Source organism: Halarchaeum nitratireducens (genome assembly GCF_017874695.1).
GTDB lineage: Archaea > Halobacteriota > Halobacteria > Halobacteriales > Halobacteriaceae > Halarchaeum > Halarchaeum nitratireducens.
Window position 1 is genome coordinate 237,291 of record NZ_JAGIKY010000003.1, and the last position, 14,425, is coordinate 251,715.

General features: G+C 69.5%; 16 protein-coding genes and 1 tRNA gene. 6 read left to right on the forward strand and 11 right to left on the reverse strand.

Going from position 1 to position 14,425, the window contains the following annotated elements:
- Positions 1 to 41: 41 nt before the first annotated feature.
- From J2754_RS04990 to aroA, 9 genes are all read right to left on the reverse strand, one after another.
- The gene (locus J2754_RS04990) at positions 42 to 368 is read right to left on the reverse strand and encodes a DUF5785 family protein (RefSeq protein ID WP_188878213.1); all 327 of its coding nucleotides are present in this window, start codon (positions 366 to 368) and stop codon (positions 42 to 44) included.
- A gap of 217 nt (positions 369 to 585) precedes the next feature.
- Positions 586 to 668: transfer RNA gene (locus J2754_RS04995), tRNA-Ser, on the reverse strand.
- 79 nt (positions 669 to 747) lie between these two features.
- Positions 748 to 1,260, reverse strand: coding sequence for a response regulator (locus J2754_RS05000; RefSeq protein WP_211086822.1), 513 nt, complete (start codon positions 1,258 to 1,260; stop codon positions 748 to 750).
- 168 nt (positions 1,261 to 1,428) lie between these two features.
- Positions 1,429 to 1,569: a rubrerythrin-like domain-containing protein gene (locus tag J2754_RS05005; protein WP_188878217.1), complete on the reverse strand. Its 141-nt coding sequence runs from the start codon at positions 1,567 to 1,569 to the stop codon at positions 1,429 to 1,431.
- A 46-nt stretch (positions 1,570 to 1,615) separates the two neighbouring features.
- Complete coding sequence (locus tag J2754_RS05010; protein WP_188878220.1) at positions 1,616 to 2,377, reverse strand: DUF2064 domain-containing protein; 762 nt, start codon at positions 2,375 to 2,377, stop codon at positions 1,616 to 1,618.
- Positions 2,378 to 2,460: 83 nt separating this feature from the next.
- Positions 2,461 to 3,093 carry a uracil-DNA glycosylase gene (locus J2754_RS05015; protein ID WP_188878221.1) on the reverse strand — a complete coding sequence of 211 codons (633 nt, stop codon included), beginning with the start codon at positions 3,091 to 3,093 and terminating at the stop codon, positions 2,461 to 2,463.
- Positions 3,094 to 3,135: 42 nt separating this feature from the next.
- On the reverse strand, positions 3,136 to 4,545 hold the full coding sequence (locus tag J2754_RS05020) for a sodium-dependent transporter (RefSeq protein WP_211086823.1): 1,410 nt from the start codon (positions 4,543 to 4,545) through the stop codon (positions 3,136 to 3,138).
- 51 nt (positions 4,546 to 4,596) lie between these two features.
- Positions 4,597 to 5,775 (reverse strand): chorismate synthase, encoded by a 1,179-nt coding sequence (aroC, locus tag J2754_RS05025; RefSeq protein ID WP_188878222.1) that lies wholly within the window; start codon positions 5,773 to 5,775, stop codon positions 4,597 to 4,599.
- Between the two features lie 183 nt (positions 5,776 to 5,958).
- The gene (gene aroA / locus J2754_RS05030) at positions 5,959 to 7,251 is read right to left on the reverse strand and encodes a 3-phosphoshikimate 1-carboxyvinyltransferase (RefSeq protein WP_188878223.1); all 1,293 of its coding nucleotides are present in this window, start codon (positions 7,249 to 7,251) and stop codon (positions 5,959 to 5,961) included.
- Between the two features lie 92 nt (positions 7,252 to 7,343).
- On the opposite strand from aroA, the gene J2754_RS05035 reads away from it, so the two are divergent.
- Positions 7,344 to 8,528: a M24 family metallopeptidase gene (locus J2754_RS05035; protein ID WP_211086824.1), complete on the forward strand. Its 1,185-nt coding sequence runs from the start codon at positions 7,344 to 7,346 to the stop codon at positions 8,526 to 8,528.
- Here the strand turns inward: J2754_RS05035 and J2754_RS05040 are convergent.
- Positions 8,501 to 9,454, reverse strand: coding sequence for a PAS domain-containing protein (locus tag J2754_RS05040; protein WP_188878227.1), 954 nt, complete (start codon positions 9,452 to 9,454; stop codon positions 8,501 to 8,503). The two genes, J2754_RS05035 and J2754_RS05040, sit on opposite strands and share 28 nt — an antisense overlap.
- A 49-nt stretch (positions 9,455 to 9,503) precedes the next feature.
- Positions 9,504 to 10,079: a HalX domain-containing protein gene (locus J2754_RS05045; RefSeq protein WP_188878228.1), complete on the reverse strand. Its 576-nt coding sequence runs from the start codon at positions 10,077 to 10,079 to the stop codon at positions 9,504 to 9,506.
- Positions 10,080 to 10,172: 93 nt separating this feature from the next.
- On the opposite strand from J2754_RS05045, the gene J2754_RS05050 reads away from it, so the two are divergent.
- The 5 genes from J2754_RS05050 (at position 10,173) to J2754_RS05070 (ending at position 14,416) form a co-directional block, all read left to right on the forward strand.
- Entirely contained in the window at positions 10,173 to 10,916 is a 744-nt protein-coding gene (locus J2754_RS05050; protein ID WP_211086825.1) for a prephenate dehydrogenase/arogenate dehydrogenase family protein, read from the forward strand.
- Positions 10,903 to 12,309 carry a small ribosomal subunit Rsm22 family protein gene (locus tag J2754_RS05055; protein ID WP_211086826.1) on the forward strand — a complete coding sequence of 469 codons (1,407 nt, stop codon included), beginning with the start codon at positions 10,903 to 10,905 and terminating at the stop codon, positions 12,307 to 12,309. The genes J2754_RS05050 and J2754_RS05055 overlap by 14 nt, the downstream gene beginning before the upstream one ends.
- 237 nt (positions 12,310 to 12,546) lie before the next feature.
- Positions 12,547 to 13,308: a hypothetical protein gene (locus tag J2754_RS05060; protein WP_211086827.1), complete on the forward strand. Its 762-nt coding sequence runs from the start codon at positions 12,547 to 12,549 to the stop codon at positions 13,306 to 13,308.
- 1 nt (position 13,309) lies between these two features.
- On the forward strand, positions 13,310 to 13,801 hold the full coding sequence (locus J2754_RS05065) for a toxin-antitoxin system TumE family protein (protein ID WP_211086828.1): 492 nt from the start codon (positions 13,310 to 13,312) through the stop codon (positions 13,799 to 13,801).
- Positions 13,802 to 13,873: 72 nt separating this feature from the next.
- Positions 13,874 to 14,416, forward strand: a complete 543-nt coding sequence (locus tag J2754_RS05070) for a DUF7342 family protein (RefSeq protein WP_211086829.1) — start codon at positions 13,874 to 13,876, stop codon at positions 14,414 to 14,416.
- Positions 14,417 to 14,425: the final 9 nt, after the last annotated feature.

Here is a 14,425-nt window from a genome sequence, read left to right on the forward strand (position 1 = left end):
AAATCGATGAGCGCGTCGGCCTTAGGGCCGTCGCCTCCGCCTCACTCGCCGGTCGGGCGGTAGTCCCAGAGGTCGCCGTCGCGCATCCCCTGACCGACCTGCCTCCAGAAGTCGACCTTATCGGAGTACTCGTCGGCCTCGACGTGCTCGAAGATGTCCGCGACGGAGACGACCTTCCGGTAGTTGATCCGGACGGGATCGTCGCCGTACTCCGCGACGAACGCTTCCTTTTCGAGGGGGAAGTCCTCGTCCTCGTCGACCTTCTTCGAGAGGACGGCCATCCCGTACTTGCGCCCGCCCTCGCTCCCCTCCTCGCCGTCGGGGTCGTGGGGCCAGTCGCGGCCCGACTCGTCGTACATGTCCTCCATACACGGACGTGCGGTAGGGGTACCCAAAACGGTTACTCTCCACGCGCGCGTCGGCGTCGTGCTCACGTCCGCGCGCTCGCCTCGGACCGCCGTGCACGTCTCGTCTCGGTTCGATCGGCAGAAACGGCGAGACCGGGGTTCGAACTGGACGAGACGGGTCGCCCGTCTCGTATGCTCGCACCCAGCACGCCGGGCGTCTCACTCCGCTCGACAGCAACGGCGAGGCTGGGATTCGAACCCAGGAGGCTGAATGCCACCGGTTTTCAAGACCGGCGCGATAGGCCGCTCCGCCACCTCGCCGCGCAGCGTGTCGTTGTCGCTGGTCCCGTATGCGGCTTTCGGCATCGATCCGTGCCGGCCGTGGTCGTCGTCCCCGCGGCTACGCTTCGTCGGCGTCGTTCTCGGCCGGGGCGACGCGTTCGAGCGTCTCGACGAAGGTCTGTCGCCGGATGGGCTTCGTGAGATAGCCGTCGACGTCGTCCTCGCTCAGGACGGTGTCCTGCTCGTACGCGCTCACGACGAGGACTCGGCCGTCGAAGTCGGTCTCGTGGAGTCGTTCGACGACCTCGGGGCCCGTGAGGTCGGGCATCCGGCGATCGAGGACGAGCACGTCGACGTCGGCGTCGAGGGCGTGCAACGCCGCCTCACCGTCCGCGGCCGTCCGGCAGTCCCACCGATCCCCCGAGAGCCAGAGCCGGAACGTCTCGCGGAGCTCGTCGTCGTCGTCGGCGAGCAACACGGTGTCGGTCCGGTCGACGCCGGCGTCCGACTCGGCGTCGGAGATCGGCGCGAGGAACTCCTCGCCGGCGCCGCACACCTGGCAGGTCGCGTCGGATCGCAGGATCGAGAAGTTCTGCGCTGTCGAACACGCCTCACAGATCATCAACGCCATCGAGTCGCTCCTCCGGGCGCTCCTCGGACGCCCACGGTTCGGGACATATGCGCGTACTGATACAGTGGCGGTGGCCTCCCTAACCGTTTCGGTCACACCGACTCGCCGGGCCGTCGGTGGCGCCTCCCGCCAGCGCGGGCGTTCACGCGGGGCGTCGGTGACGGTCGCTCAGAGGTCGCGCGAGCGCGAGAGACTCCGGAGCGGACCGCCGCAGCCCTCACAGACCCGGGTCGCCGGGGCGACGACGCGCGCCCCACAGCGGAGACACTCGTACGTTTCGCTGTCTTCCGTCTCCACGACTGGTCGCATGTCTATTGTTAACACGATGCCAAACATAAGCGTTTCTCCGACGCCGTCACGTTCGAACGAGCGTCCGCTCTCCGCCCCGGTCAGCGACGCGTACTGGAAGATCGTCGAGGAACGCGGCCGTGTGTGCCGGGACCGACCGCCCGGCGCGGCGGCGCGCCGCGATCCGGGGGAGGAGCGTACGCAGATCCGCGCCCGTCCGCACCGCCGTCGACGGCGGGATGAAGTCCACGTCACAGTCGGCGTCGCGCGCTCGCGCCGTCAGCGTCTCCAACTCCGGGGTGGCGTACGCCCCCGCGAAGTCGATCGGCTCACCGAACGCCGCGTAGTGGACGCGGCCGTCCGCCGCCGGCCCGAGCACCACGTCCCGACGTCGCAGTTTCATCGCCGCCGCGTCGAGCGCCGAGCGATCGAGCAGCGGCGCGACCGGCTCCGCGACCGCGACCGACGACCGCGCCTCCGTCTCCAAGAGGTGCGTCACCGTGTTCCCCACCCGTGCGTCGTAGCTCGACCCCACCTGGATCTCGAAGCGCGTTCCGTCCAGTTCGTCCCCGTCGAGCGCCTCGGCGACGAGTGCGCGCACCGCGTCCTCGCTGGTCCGCTCGCGCACGGCCGGCTCCGGCAGGAGGTCGTCCGGCCGGTAGTTCACGAGCACGTCGCCACCGCTCTCCATGCCGGCGCGCAGGAGGTCCTTCGTCATCGCGCGGTAGAGGTCGACGACCTCCGCGGGCGTCAGCGGCGACGTGTCGGCCAACCGCGGGAGGACGAGTCCCTCACGGGGCGGGTCGATCATGGCGACGAGGAGCGTCATAGCCCCTGATCCGCGTGCGCCGCCCTTCAACCCCCGCGTTCGCGGTCCGCAATTCGCCGACCCGTCCCCGTTCGGTGAGTGCCCTATCGCCCGCGCCGTCCCTTCGTCTGTCGGTAATCCGTATCGAGGAGGTCGAGGAAGGCGGTCACGAACGCGTCCGCCTGCTCGGTCGTCATCGACCCCGGGTGGATCATCGGCATCAGCTCGAAGCCGCGCCCGCGGATCCGCTCCGCGTGGTGTTCCACCACGTCGAGGTCGTCGGCCGGCGTCGTCGTGTACTCGGTGCCGATCTCCGCGAGCGCGCGTTCGCCGACCGGCACGATGATCTCGGGGTTGATCATCCGCAGGTCCGCGTTCAAGAAGGGCTCACACGTCGCCACCTCCGCGTCCGTCGGGTCCCGATCCGGGTGGCGACACCGCGTCAGATAGGTCAGATAGGCGTTCTCGATCTCCGGCTCGTCGCTCGTCGGGAGCGAGTGGTTCAGCCCGATCTGCCCGAGCACGTCCTGGAAGCGCTCGCCGGCCGCGTCGCCCGTGAACGGGACGCCGGTCCGCTCCGCACCGGCGCTCGGGCGCTCGCCGACGAAGACGAAATCCGCACCCGCGTCACCGTAGCCGTGGACGACGCGCTCGCGGACGTCGCAGAGGCCCTCGCAGTTGCGACAGTCCTCGTCCATCCCGAAGGGGTTGTACCGCGTCTCCTGTGCGGCGTCCATGCCGTGTCCGACGCGGGCGTCCCGCAAAGACGTGCCGACTCCCTATCGCCGCCAGCGCCGCGGCCGCACCCGATCTCGGAGGAGCCATCCCACCCCGAGCAGGACTGCGAGGACGCCGAACGTCGGGGCGACGCGTACGAGCCCGTCCGAGATCGACCCCGCGGTCAGCGACCAACCGGGGCGCGCGAGCCCCGCCGCGGTCGTCGCGGTGACGGCGACGAGGACGATCGGGATCGCGTACTTCACGACCGGGTACGCGCGACCGAGCTCGGCGCGCACGACTGCGGTGTCCGCGGCCCACGTGAAGACGACGGCGAGGAGGAACGCCGTGACGGGGAGGGCGAACGTCCCGACGGACGCGTCAACGAAGTCGAGGAACGGGACGCCGAGGACCGCCGCGCCCGCGGGCGTGTAGCTCAGCGCCGAGGGGACGCCGAGGCAGAAGACGCCGCCCATCAGGACCGCGGTCGCGCGGGGGCGCGACCACTCGGTCGCGCGCGTCGCGGACGCCACGCTGACTTCGAGGAGCGACACCGCGGACGTGAGCGCCGCGAGGAACAGCAGTCCGAAGAACGCGACCGCGACCACGCGCCCGAACGGCATCGCCGCGAACGCGCGCGGTAGCGTCGTGAACGCCAACTGGGTGCCGGCGCTCGGTTCGACGCCGAGCGTGAACACTATCGGAAAGACGACGAGGCCGGCCGCGCAGGCGACCGCGACGTCCGCCACCGCGATGACGCCCGCCGACTTCCAGAGCGACGTCCCCTCGTCGACGTACGCCGCGTACGTCAGCATGATCCCCTGTCCGACGGAGAGCGAGAAGAACACCTGCCCGAACGCCGCCGACCACACGCCGGGATCGGCGAGCACCGAGAGCCGCGGCGTCAGGAAGAAGGCGACGCCCTCCGCCCAGCCGGGGAGCGTCACTGCGTAGCACGCCAGTCCGCCCAACACGACGAAGACGATCGGCATCACGGTCGTCGAGAGCCGCTCGATACCGGCCTTCACGCCCGCGCTCACGACGACGGCGACGACCCCCGTCACGACGACGAACGCGACGGCCGGCCAGTACGTCGCGGCGAACCCGTCGAAGGTGAGCGTGACGCCGGCCAGCGACGCGACGAAGAAGGAGAGCACCCACCCCGTGAGGACGAGGTAGTACGAGAGGATCACGAGCACGGCGCCCGCGACGACCCACCCGAGCGCCGCGTATCGCCGCCCGACCGTCCGGAAGGCCGAGACGACGTCCGTCCGCAGCGAGCGTCCGACCGCGAACTCGAGGACGAGCAGCGGCACCGCGAAGACGAACGCCGCGAAGAGGTACGGGACGAGGTACGCGCCCCCGCCGTTCTGCCCGACGACCGAGGGGAACCGCCAGATGTTCCCGAGCCCGACCGCCGCGCCGATCGTCGCTAGAAGGAACCCGAGCCGGGACGACCACTGTTCTGCCATACTGACTCGGGCGCGTCCCGAGACCATCAACGTGCGCCCGATGCCGAGCGCTTACTCGACGTGCGTCTCGGCGTCGTCCGGATCGTTCTCCGGGCTCGCGGGATGGTAGTCGGTGTCGTACTCGCCGGGGTTCCCGTCCATCCGGTCGGGGTTGATCCGGCCGCCGAGGAGCATGAAGTCGAGGATCGTCAGCCGGCACATCGCCTCGACGACGGGGACGCCGCGGGGCGGCAACACGGGGTCGTGGCGGCCGATGACCTGCGCGGTCTTCTCCTCGCCCGTCTCCCAGTCCACCGTCGTCTGCTCCGACGGGATCGACGTCGGCGCGTGCAGCGTCAGCTCGCCGTAGATCGGCTGGCCGGTCGTGATCCCGCCCTGGAGACCGCCGTGGTCGTTGCCCACCGGGACGGGGTCGCCGTTCTCGTCGAACGTCCAGTCCTCGTTGCGCTCGCTCCCGCTGTACTCGCGCGCCTCGCGCCCGAGGCCGAACTCGAACGCCGTCGTCGCCGGCACCGACATGAGCGCCTGCCCCAGACGCGCCTCCACGCTGTCGAATCGCGGCGCGCCCAGCCCCCGGGGAACGCCGCGGATCTCGAAGTAGATCGATCCGCCGATCGAGTCGCCGCGCTCCTGATACTCCTCGATGCGCTCTTGCATCGCCGCGGCCGCATCGGGGTCCGCACAGCGCACGTCGTTCTCCTCCGTGTGCTCGAGCATCTCCTCCCACGACACCTCGCCCGCCTCGATGTCGTCGATCTGGTTCACGTGCGCCTTCACACGCACGCCGTTCTCGCGGAGGACCTTCTTTGCGATCGCCCCCGCGGCGACCCAGTTCACGGTCTCGCGCGCGGAAGAGCGTCCGCCGCCGCCCCAGTTCCGCGTCCCGAACTTCGCCGAGTACGTGAAGTCGCCGTGCGAGGGGCGGGGCGCCGTGATGAACGGCTCGTACTTCCCCGAGCGCGCGTCCTTGTTCTCGATCGTCAGCCCGATCGGCGTCCCGGTCGTGTAGCCGTCCTGCACGCCCGACTGGATCGTCACCGCGTCCGGCTCGCCCCGCGACGTCGAGATCATCGACTGGCCGGGCTTGCGCCGGTCGAGTTCGTACTGGATGTCCGACGCGTCGAGTTCGAGGCCCGCGGGGACGCCCGAGACCGTCGCACCCATCCCCTTCCCGTGGCTCTCGCCGTACGTCGTCACCTGAAAGAGCCGTCCGAAACGGTTCCCGTTCATTACTACGGGGTTCGACGGCGCGTGGTTAAAGGCCTTGCACAACGCGCAAAATCGGACCCGGAGCCGAGCGCGCGACTTCTTGATCCGGGACGCGACGACCCCGGGCTATGCACTGATCGACGCACTCGGGGCGGACGAGCGAAACTCGCCGGCGACCCGCCCCGGCGGACGGAGACCGGCGTGTCAGCCCTCTTCGCGCGAGACGCTCGCGCCGAGATCGTAGAGCGCGTCGAAGAACCCCGGGAAGGAGACGTCGACGTCCTCAGCGCCCGTGATCGTCGTCTCTCCCTCGGCGACGAGCGCCGCGACGGCGAGCGACATCACGACGCGGTGATCACCCAGTCCGTCCACGTCGGCCCCGACGAGATCGCTCTCCCCGCCGTGAACGATCAGGGCGTCGCGTTTCTCCTCGACCGCCGCGCCCATCTTCGTCAGCTCCTCCGCCATCGCGCTCACTCGGTCCGTCTCCTTGTAGCGGACGTGCTCCGCGTTCACGATCTCGGTGGTGCCGTCCGCGGCCGCGCCGAGCACCGCGAGCGTCGGGAGGAGGTCCGGCGTGTCACCGACGTCGACGGTCGTCCCGTCGAGGTCAGAGCGCCGCACGACCGCGAGCCCGTCGTCGCGGTGCCAGTCGAGATCCGCACCCATCTCCTCCAGGATCCCGAGGATCGCGCTGTCGCCCTGTGCGCTCGGATAGACGCCGCGCACCTCGACTTCCGGGTCGCCAGCGAGCGCGCCCGCCGCGAGCAGGTAGGACGCCGAGGAGAAGTCGCCGGGGACGGCGTACTCGCCCTCCGGCGGCTCGTACGTCTGGTCGCCGTCGACACGGTAGCCCGCCTCGGTCCGCGCGGCGTCCACGCCGAAGTCGTCGAGCAACTCGATCGTGATGTCGACGTACGGCGCGGACTTCAGCTCCGTCGAGAGTTCGATGTCGATCCCGTCGTCGGTCGAGGCGCCGGCCATCAGGAGCGCGGAGATGAACTGCGAGGAGACGTCACCGGGAATCGTCACCGATCCCCCCTCGATGGGGCCCTCGACGACGAGCGGCGCCTGCCCGTTCCCGCGCGTCGATCGCGCGCGTCCGCCGAGCTGTTCGACGGCGTCGAGGAGCGGTGCTTGCGGCCGCGAGCGCAGCGAGGCGTCACCGGTGAGGACGGTCCCGCCGTCGACGAGCGCGGCCGCACCGGTGGCGAGGCGCATCGTCGTCCCCGAGTTCCCGCAGTCGACGACGTCTGGCGGGGATTCGGGGGTCCCTCCGAAGCCGTCGATTTCGAGGACGCCGTCGACCTCGACGACGTCGCCGCCGAACGCCTCCACGGCGCCCATCGTCTCGCGGGTGTCGGCCGATTTCAGCGCGTGCCGGACGAGCGCACCCTCCGCGTAGCCAGCGGCGAGGATCGCGCGGTGCGTGTAGCTCTTCGACGGCGGTACCTGCGCGTCGCCGTGTACGCGCGACTGCGGGACCGTGACCTGCATACGCGAGCGGACGCGTGAGGCGCCCGTAAGCGTTCCGGGGCCGCCCGAGAGCGACGGCAAACCCTTTTGTCGCGGCGGGCGGACTCTCGCGCATGAACGACGAACGCGACTACGGCGCGCTCGACGCGTTCCTCCGGGAGACGGGCCGCGACGGCTACCTCCTCCACGCGAGCGCCGACCTCGCCGACCAGTACTACCTCTCCGGATTCGACGCGCCCGATCCGTTCGCGACGCTCTACGCGCCGGATCGGACGGCGATCCTCGTCTCCGGACTGGAGTACGGCCGCGCGACGAACGAGGCCCGCGCCGACGTCGTGCGCCGCTACGCCGACTACGACTACCACGCGCTCGCCGCCGACCACGGTCGCGAGGAGGCGTCCCGGCGCGTCCTCGCCGCCTTCCTCGACGAGTTCGGTGCCACGGACGTGGCGACGAACGAGCGCTTCCCGCTCGGCGTCGCGGACGCCCTCCGCGAGCGCGACGTGACCGTGACGGCCGACCGCGACGACCACGTCGGCGGCGTGCGCGCGGTGAAGACCGAGGCGGAGGTCGAGCACGTCCGCGACGCCCAGCGCGCCAACGAGGCGGCGCTGGCGGCCGCCGAGGACCTCCTCGCGGAGGCCGACGTCGTCGACGGCGTGCTCCTCTACCGCGACGATCCGCTCACGGCCGAGCGCGTGAAAGAGGAGATCGAGGTGACGCTCCTCCGACACGGCTGTGCGCTCGACGAGACGATCGTCGCCTGCGGGGCGGACGCCGCCGAACCGCACAACCGCGGACGCGGTCCGCTCCGGGTGAACGAACCGATCGTGATCGACATCTTCCCGCGCGAGAAGGACTCGAAGTATCACGCGGACATGACGCGGACGTTCGTGAAGGGCGAACCCACCGAGGCGGCCCGCGAGTTCTACGACGTGACCGAACGCGCGTTCGACGCGGCGTTCGACGCGCTCGAACCCGGCGTGACGGGCGCGACCGTCCACGCCGCGGCCTGCGAGGTGTACGAGAACGCGGGGTACCCGACGCTCCGATCCGATCCCGACGCCGAGACGGGGTTCATCCACTCGACGGGCCACGGGGTCGGCCTCGACGTCCACGAGGCGCCGCGGCTGAGCGAGGGCGCGGACGAGACGCTCGAACCGGGGCACGTCGTCACGATCGAGCCGGGGCTCTACGATCCGGCGGTCGGCGGCGTGCGCATCGAGGACATCGCCGTCGTCACCGAGGACGGCTACGAGGACCTGACGGACTACCGCGTGGAGTTCGTCGTCGAGTAATCCCACTCGTTGGCGAGCGTGATCGAGTGGGTGACCAGATCGTCCATCCGGTCGAGCGCGTCCTCCACGTCGTCGAGCCCGTCGATTCCGGGGTTCGACGCCTGCACCGAGTCGAGGGCGACACGCGCGTTGTCGATGGAGTCCGCGAGGTCGTACGAGAGGACGCTGGCGAGTTCCATCAGGTGATCGCCGCGCGTCGACTCGCCGGCGACGGTCTGGCGGAAGTGAATGGAGAGGCCGTCCTCGGAGGGGTACGCCCGGACCTCGAAGTGCTTATCGAGCGGGCCGAAGGACTCCTCGAAGGTCACTGGCTCCTGGATGGCGATCGCCCGGTGGAACTCCGTGTAGAACGTCGAGCCAACCGACTCGGGGAACACCTCCCAGACGTTCTGGCCGACGAGGCGCTCGGCGGTGACTTCGAGGAGGTTCTCGGCCTCCTGGTTGATGTAGGTGAACCGCCAGTCCCGATCGAGCGCGAAGAAGGCGTCCGTGATGCGTTCGTAGACGTTCCGTGCGAGGTCGTTCAGGAGCGCGACGTCCTGTTCGGCCTGATACCGCCGCGCGGCGGAGACGAGCGTCTCGACGAGTCGATCGAAGCTCTCCTCGGCGTCGGCGCGAACGTAGTCGGTGACGCCGGCGGAGATCGCGTCGGCGGCGAGCTTCTCGTCGCCGCCGGTCGCGTAGAGGACGAAGGGGACCGCGGGGTCCGCCTCGCGCACGAGTCGGAGCACGCCGAGCGCGTCGACGTCGGAGAAGCCGCTCTCACAGGCGATGCAGTCGACGTCGTGCTCGGAGAGGGTGTCGGCCACGGACGCGCCGTCCGGTTCGGTGACGACCTCGGTAATCTCCGGGGACGCGTCGAGTTCGCGCACGCGTGACCCGTCGGCGCCGTCACCGACGTAGAGTACGCGGACACCGTCGTCCATACACTATCGGAGAGTAGCAGTCGGACCGTCAAAAGCGCGTTGGCGGATCCTACTCGTCGCCGTGCGCGCGCAGCGAGCGGAAGACGGCGGCGACGTCGTCGTCGTCGAGATTGCTGAGCTCCTCGTCGAGATCGCCCTCCAACGCCTCGATGTCGGCGACGAGGCGCTGGTACTCCTCGTTGTCGGCGAGCTGATCGGCGTCCTTCTGGGTTTCGAGCGCGGCGCGTTTGGCGGCGAGCGAGAAGTACTCGCGGACCTCGACCGTGTACAGCCGGCGGGCGAGGAGTCGACTGACCAGGTCGGTGAGTTCGTCGCGCGAGACCGGCTTGACGAGGTACGCGTCGAACCCCATCTCGATGATGTCGAAATCGGGGTCGACGGCGCTCACCATCGCGATCTGCACGTCGCTCCCGGTCTCGCGTAGCTCGGCGAGCACGTCGTCACCGGATGACTCCGGGAGTCGTCGATCCAGTAACACGACGTCGATGTCGCCGTCGAACTGGTCGAGGGCCTCCGCCGCGGAGTTGGCGGTGCGGACGTCGTGGTCGCCCTCGAGCCACGCGGCGTAGAGATCCGCGAGGTCCCGGTCGTCTTCGACGACGAGTACGGTCGGCCGGTCGGTCATTCACTATCCGGTTCGGTACCGCGACGCTTAAAACCTCCCGACGGACCGACGGGAACGAACTCCTTTTGCCCGCGCGTGGGCTATCGATTCGCCATGGACGTACTCGTCGTCGGCGCGGGCGAGATGGGCCGCTGGTTCGCGGCCGCCGTCACGCCCGACGTCGCGTTCGCGGACGCGGACCCCGCGCGCGCCGAGGCCGCGGCGGACGCGCTCGGTCCGCGGGGGCGCGCCGTCCCCCTCGACACGACCGATTCGTTCGGTATCGTCTGTCTCGCCGTGCCGATGCGGGTGGCGAGCGAGGCGATCGCCGACCACGCCGGGAAAGCCCAGCAGGCCGTCGTGGACGTCACGGGGTCGATGCGCGCGCCGCTCGACGCGATGGCGGCCGCGGCGCCCGCGCGCGAACGCGTGAGCTTCCACCCCCTCTTCGGCGGCGACGCCGCGCCCGGGACGGTCGCCGTCTCGACCGCCGCCGGCGGCCCCGCGACCGACGGGATCAGACGCGACATCGAGGCCGCGGGCAACGACCTCGTCGACGTCGCCCCCGAGGTACACGACGACGCGATGCGGACCGTCCAGGGCCGGACGCACGCCGCGATCCTCGCGTTCGCGCTCGCCGCCGCCGACGCCGACGACGACGTGCCGGACGAACTGCGGACGCCGGTGTACGAGCGCCTCGCCGCGCTCGCCGAGCGCGTCCTCAACGGGACGCCCCGCGTCTACGCCGACATCCAAGCGACCTTCGACGGCGCCCGCGACGTCGCCGCGGCCGCCGAGCGCCTCGCCGACACCGACCCCGACGAGTACGACGCCCTCTACGACGATGCCCGTAAATAAGGACGAACTCCGATCGAACGCGAAGTACCTCCGGGGCGTCCGACCGATCGACCCCGAGGAGATCTGTGACTACCTCAGCACGCCGCGTCACCCCGCGGTCGTCCGACGGGCCCTCCGCGAGGAGGCCGCGTCGCTCGGGCTCGTCGAACGCGAGGACGGCACGTTCGTCCCGGTCGAGACCGGCCCGGCCCGCGTCGAGCGCGAGTCCGTCACGGCGCTTCCCGACGAGCACGCGCGCGTGCTGGAGGACCGCCTCGTCGAGACCTACGGCCCGGACTGGCACCGCGGCGAGAGCGGCGATGCCCTCCGCGAGGCGATCCGCCGCCTGAAGGCCGATTACTACTACGAGAACGCCGTCACCTACGACGCGACGGCGGCGCTCGGCTACGCGATCTATCACCTCCCCGATTACTACGCGGTCGGTCGGTACGTCGCCGCGGACCTCGCCGCTGACGGTCTCCTGCCGCGCGACGCGCGCGTCCTCGACCTCGGCGCGGGCGTCGGTGGACCGTTCCTCGGCCTCGCGGACGCCCTCCCGGACGACGGTCTCCTCGACTACCACGCCGTCGAGCCGAGCCCCGCCGCCGACCTCCTCACGGACTACTTCGACGCCGCCGATCCGAACGTCCGCGGGACGCTCCACCCCGAGACCGCCGAATCACTCGATCGCGGCGCTCTCACGGACGAGGGCGACTTCGACCTCGTCACGGCGTTCAGCCTCCTCAGCGAACTCGACGACCCCGTCGCGGTCGCCGAGTCCTACCTCGACGTGCTCGCGGACGACGGCACGCTCGTCCTCGTCGCGCCCGCGGACCGCAACACGAGCATCGGCCTCCGGGACGCCGAGCGCGACCTCGAAGCGCGCGGCGTCACCGTCTACGCGCCGACCGTCCGCCTCTGGGACGGCGAGCGCCCGACGGACCGCGGCTGGTCGTTCGTCGAGAAGCCCGACGTCGAGGCCCCGGGCTTCCAGCGGCGCCTCGCCGAGGCGTCCGAGCGCCCCGCCGAGTTCCTGAACGAGACGGTGAAGTACAGCTACAGCTTTCTGCGGACCGACGGCCGTCGGAAACACGACGTCTCGCTCCCCGCCTCGCGGTACGCGAAACTCGGCGACGCCGATCGACACGTCTCGAACCGCGTCGACCTCGTCGCCGCCAAGCTCTCCGGCGACCTCTCAGAGGGCGGCAATCCCCTGTTCAAGATCAGCGACGGGAGCGAGGACACGGACTGCTACGCCGTCCTCGTCGACCGGAGCGCGCTCAACCGCGATCTCCTCGGTGCCGACTACGGGGACCTCCTCTCCTTCGAGTCCGTCCTCTGCCTCTGGAACGACGACGAGGGCGCGTACAACTTCGTCGTCGACGACGAGGTCGTCGTCGATCGCCTCGGCTGAGACCGAACCGCTTTCTCCATTCGGCTCATCGTCATTCCGCTCGGTGGCTCTACCTATCCGTATCTACCGGCCTCACGTCGACATGAGGTGGATCCGACGTCGAATACGGAACGCGAATCAGAACTGACGGCCCGGATATTCTCGCAATATCTAGCCGAGTAGGTGCTTCAGACGAGGAATATGCTATCTGGTTCGTCCTATACGAGACTTTATGTGGGTTGCTTTCGTGTTACGCTTATGGATACTTCTCTCCCACGGCGGGCGAACCCGGAAATAGTGTACGAGATCTGCCGCGAGATGAAGGGTGCCGACGAATTCACCCGGAACGAGGTATACGAGGAGGTGTCGGGAAAGACGCGTGACCTCCGGCGTGGGCTCACGCTCGCCCGTCGCCTCGGGTTCTTGCGGGCGGTCGATAGCGGTACCGACGACGTGTTCCGACTCACCACACGGGGGACCGGGCTCGGCTATCAGTCGTCCTACGAGGGCAATGGGACCGTCGAGGAACTGTTCCGTGAGGCGATAGAGGAGTTCCGACCATACCGGGAGATTCTCGTTCGGGCCCACGAAGGGAACGCGACGTCCGAAGTGATGGGGGACACTTGTGTCACGCAGAGCGCGTTTCGGGAGGCCGCGGGCTCCGTAATCGACGACGAGGTGAAAGACCGGGAGGTGAACCTCCTGATAAAGACCGCTCAGGCGGCGGGTCTCGGCGAGTACCGCACGGGAAAGCGGGGGTACGAGACACGCCTCATACTCTCGGACGACTACGCGCCCTTCGTTGAGTCCCTCAGCCGAGAACACCCGTCGCCGACAGCGGCCACAGATCGGACGACCGATTCGGAACGGGAGACGGCGGCTGAGACGGAAGGTGCGGCGTCCGGGGACTCATCGGATTCGTCCGACGTGACCATCTCCGTCGAACTCGACGTCGGCGACCGCACGAGCGAGGAGATCGCCGCAATCGTCGACGAAATCCGTCACGTGACGGACGAGTAACGTGCCGGGGAACGACGTCAACGAGGAACTCTCGCGCCTCGTTGCGCGGCGGGTGGCCGGCCTGTCGATGGTCCGCGGCGTACGGACGTTCCCGCCGGCGAAACCCGACAGAGTCGTCGCACGTCTGGAGCGCGAACACTACCCGCCGGTCGTCGAGGACGTCACGGTCGACTTCCGGTTCGCGCGAGCGGACGAGTTCAACGTCGTGTACGTGGAACACTGGTCCGGCGAAACGTGGTCGTGTCGGTGGGACCGTCACGAGAACCCACATAGCGACCGTGATCACTTCCACCCGCCACCGGACCCGAACAACGCGTCCCGAGACGCGCTCGCCGCCGTCTATCCCGATGGCCAGAGCGCGGTTGTCGGCGTCGTCTTCGACGCACTCCGTGAACGCTACACTGCGCTCTGGGAGAACCCCGACGAACCGACCTATCCATCCGAATCCGGGTTCGATCCCGGCGACGGCGACTGGCCGTTCCTCGGCGACTGACGCGATCGGCCAAGACCACTCATATATACGCCCATCCGCAGATTAATGTACGTGTACGCCCGAGAGGGTAGCATGACCGACGGGAGTGCCCCTCCGACCGACTTCTCCTTGACCGACGAGTGGGAGGACGTCGAGGCGAACCGGACCGTCCGCGAGCGGGTCTACGAGGTTGCCACCACGCTCACCGAACCGACCGCAGTCGGTGACGTCGCGGAGCGCGCCGACTGTGGGAAGGAGGGTGCGCGGACGCACCTCGAATGGCTCGTCGACCTCGGTGTGCTCGAAAAGGTCGCCGACAATCCCGCGCTCTTCACTCGACACGAACCGTACTTTGAGTTCCGCCGAGTGACCGAGCTCGCCCGTGACGCCGGCTCGGCAGATGCGCTCGACGAACGGTTGGACGCCTACCGCGAGCGCGCCGACTCCCTCTCTGAGCACTTCGACGCCGCGACCCCGGACGCGGTCGTGCTCGACGACGTTCCGGACGCGGAGTTCGAGGACGCCGCGGACAAACTCGGCGAGTGGCGGACCGTCGAGCGTCGCCTCCGCGAGGTCCGGCTGGCGAAGCTCCGCTTCGAGGGCGGTCGCGGGGCGTCGTCGAGCGTCGGCCCCTGATGCGGTCCG

Coding starts and splice junctions, on each gene's coding strand:
- J2754_RS04990 (WP_188878213.1), bottom strand. CDS start 368: ATGGAGGACATGTACGACGAGTCGGGCCGCGACTGGCCCCACGACCCC.
- J2754_RS05000 (WP_211086822.1), bottom strand. CDS start 1,260: ATGGCGTTGATGATCTGTGAGGCGTGTTCGACAGCGCAGAACTTCTCG.
- J2754_RS05005 (WP_188878217.1), bottom strand. CDS start 1,569: ATGCGACCAGTCGTGGAGACGGAAGACAGCGAAACGTACGAGTGTCTC.
- J2754_RS05010 (WP_188878220.1), bottom strand. CDS start 2,377: ATGACGCTCCTCGTCGCCATGATCGACCCGCCCCGTGAGGGACTCGTC.
- J2754_RS05015 (WP_188878221.1), bottom strand. CDS start 3,093: ATGGACGCCGCACAGGAGACGCGGTACAACCCCTTCGGGATGGACGAG.
- J2754_RS05020 (WP_211086823.1), bottom strand. CDS start 4,545: ATGGCAGAACAGTGGTCGTCCCGGCTCGGGTTCCTTCTAGCGACGATC.
- aroC (WP_188878222.1), bottom strand. CDS start 5,775: ATGAACGGGAACCGTTTCGGACGGCTCTTTCAGGTGACGACGTACGGC.
- aroA (WP_188878223.1), bottom strand. CDS start 7,251: ATGCAGGTCACGGTCCCGCAGTCGCGCGTACACGGCGACGCGCAGGTA.
- J2754_RS05035 (WP_211086824.1), top strand. CDS start 7,344: ATGAACGACGAACGCGACTACGGCGCGCTCGACGCGTTCCTCCGGGAG.
- J2754_RS05040 (WP_188878227.1), bottom strand. CDS start 9,454: ATGGACGACGGTGTCCGCGTACTCTACGTCGGTGACGGCGCCGACGGG.
- J2754_RS05045 (WP_188878228.1), bottom strand. CDS start 10,079: ATGACCGACCGGCCGACCGTACTCGTCGTCGAAGACGACCGGGACCTC.
- J2754_RS05050 (WP_211086825.1), top strand. CDS start 10,173: ATGGACGTACTCGTCGTCGGCGCGGGCGAGATGGGCCGCTGGTTCGCG.
- J2754_RS05055 (WP_211086826.1), top strand. CDS start 10,903: ATGCCCGTAAATAAGGACGAACTCCGATCGAACGCGAAGTACCTCCGG.
- J2754_RS05060 (WP_211086827.1), top strand. CDS start 12,547: ATGGATACTTCTCTCCCACGGCGGGCGAACCCGGAAATAGTGTACGAG.
- J2754_RS05070 (WP_211086829.1), top strand. CDS start 13,874: ATGACCGACGGGAGTGCCCCTCCGACCGACTTCTCCTTGACCGACGAG.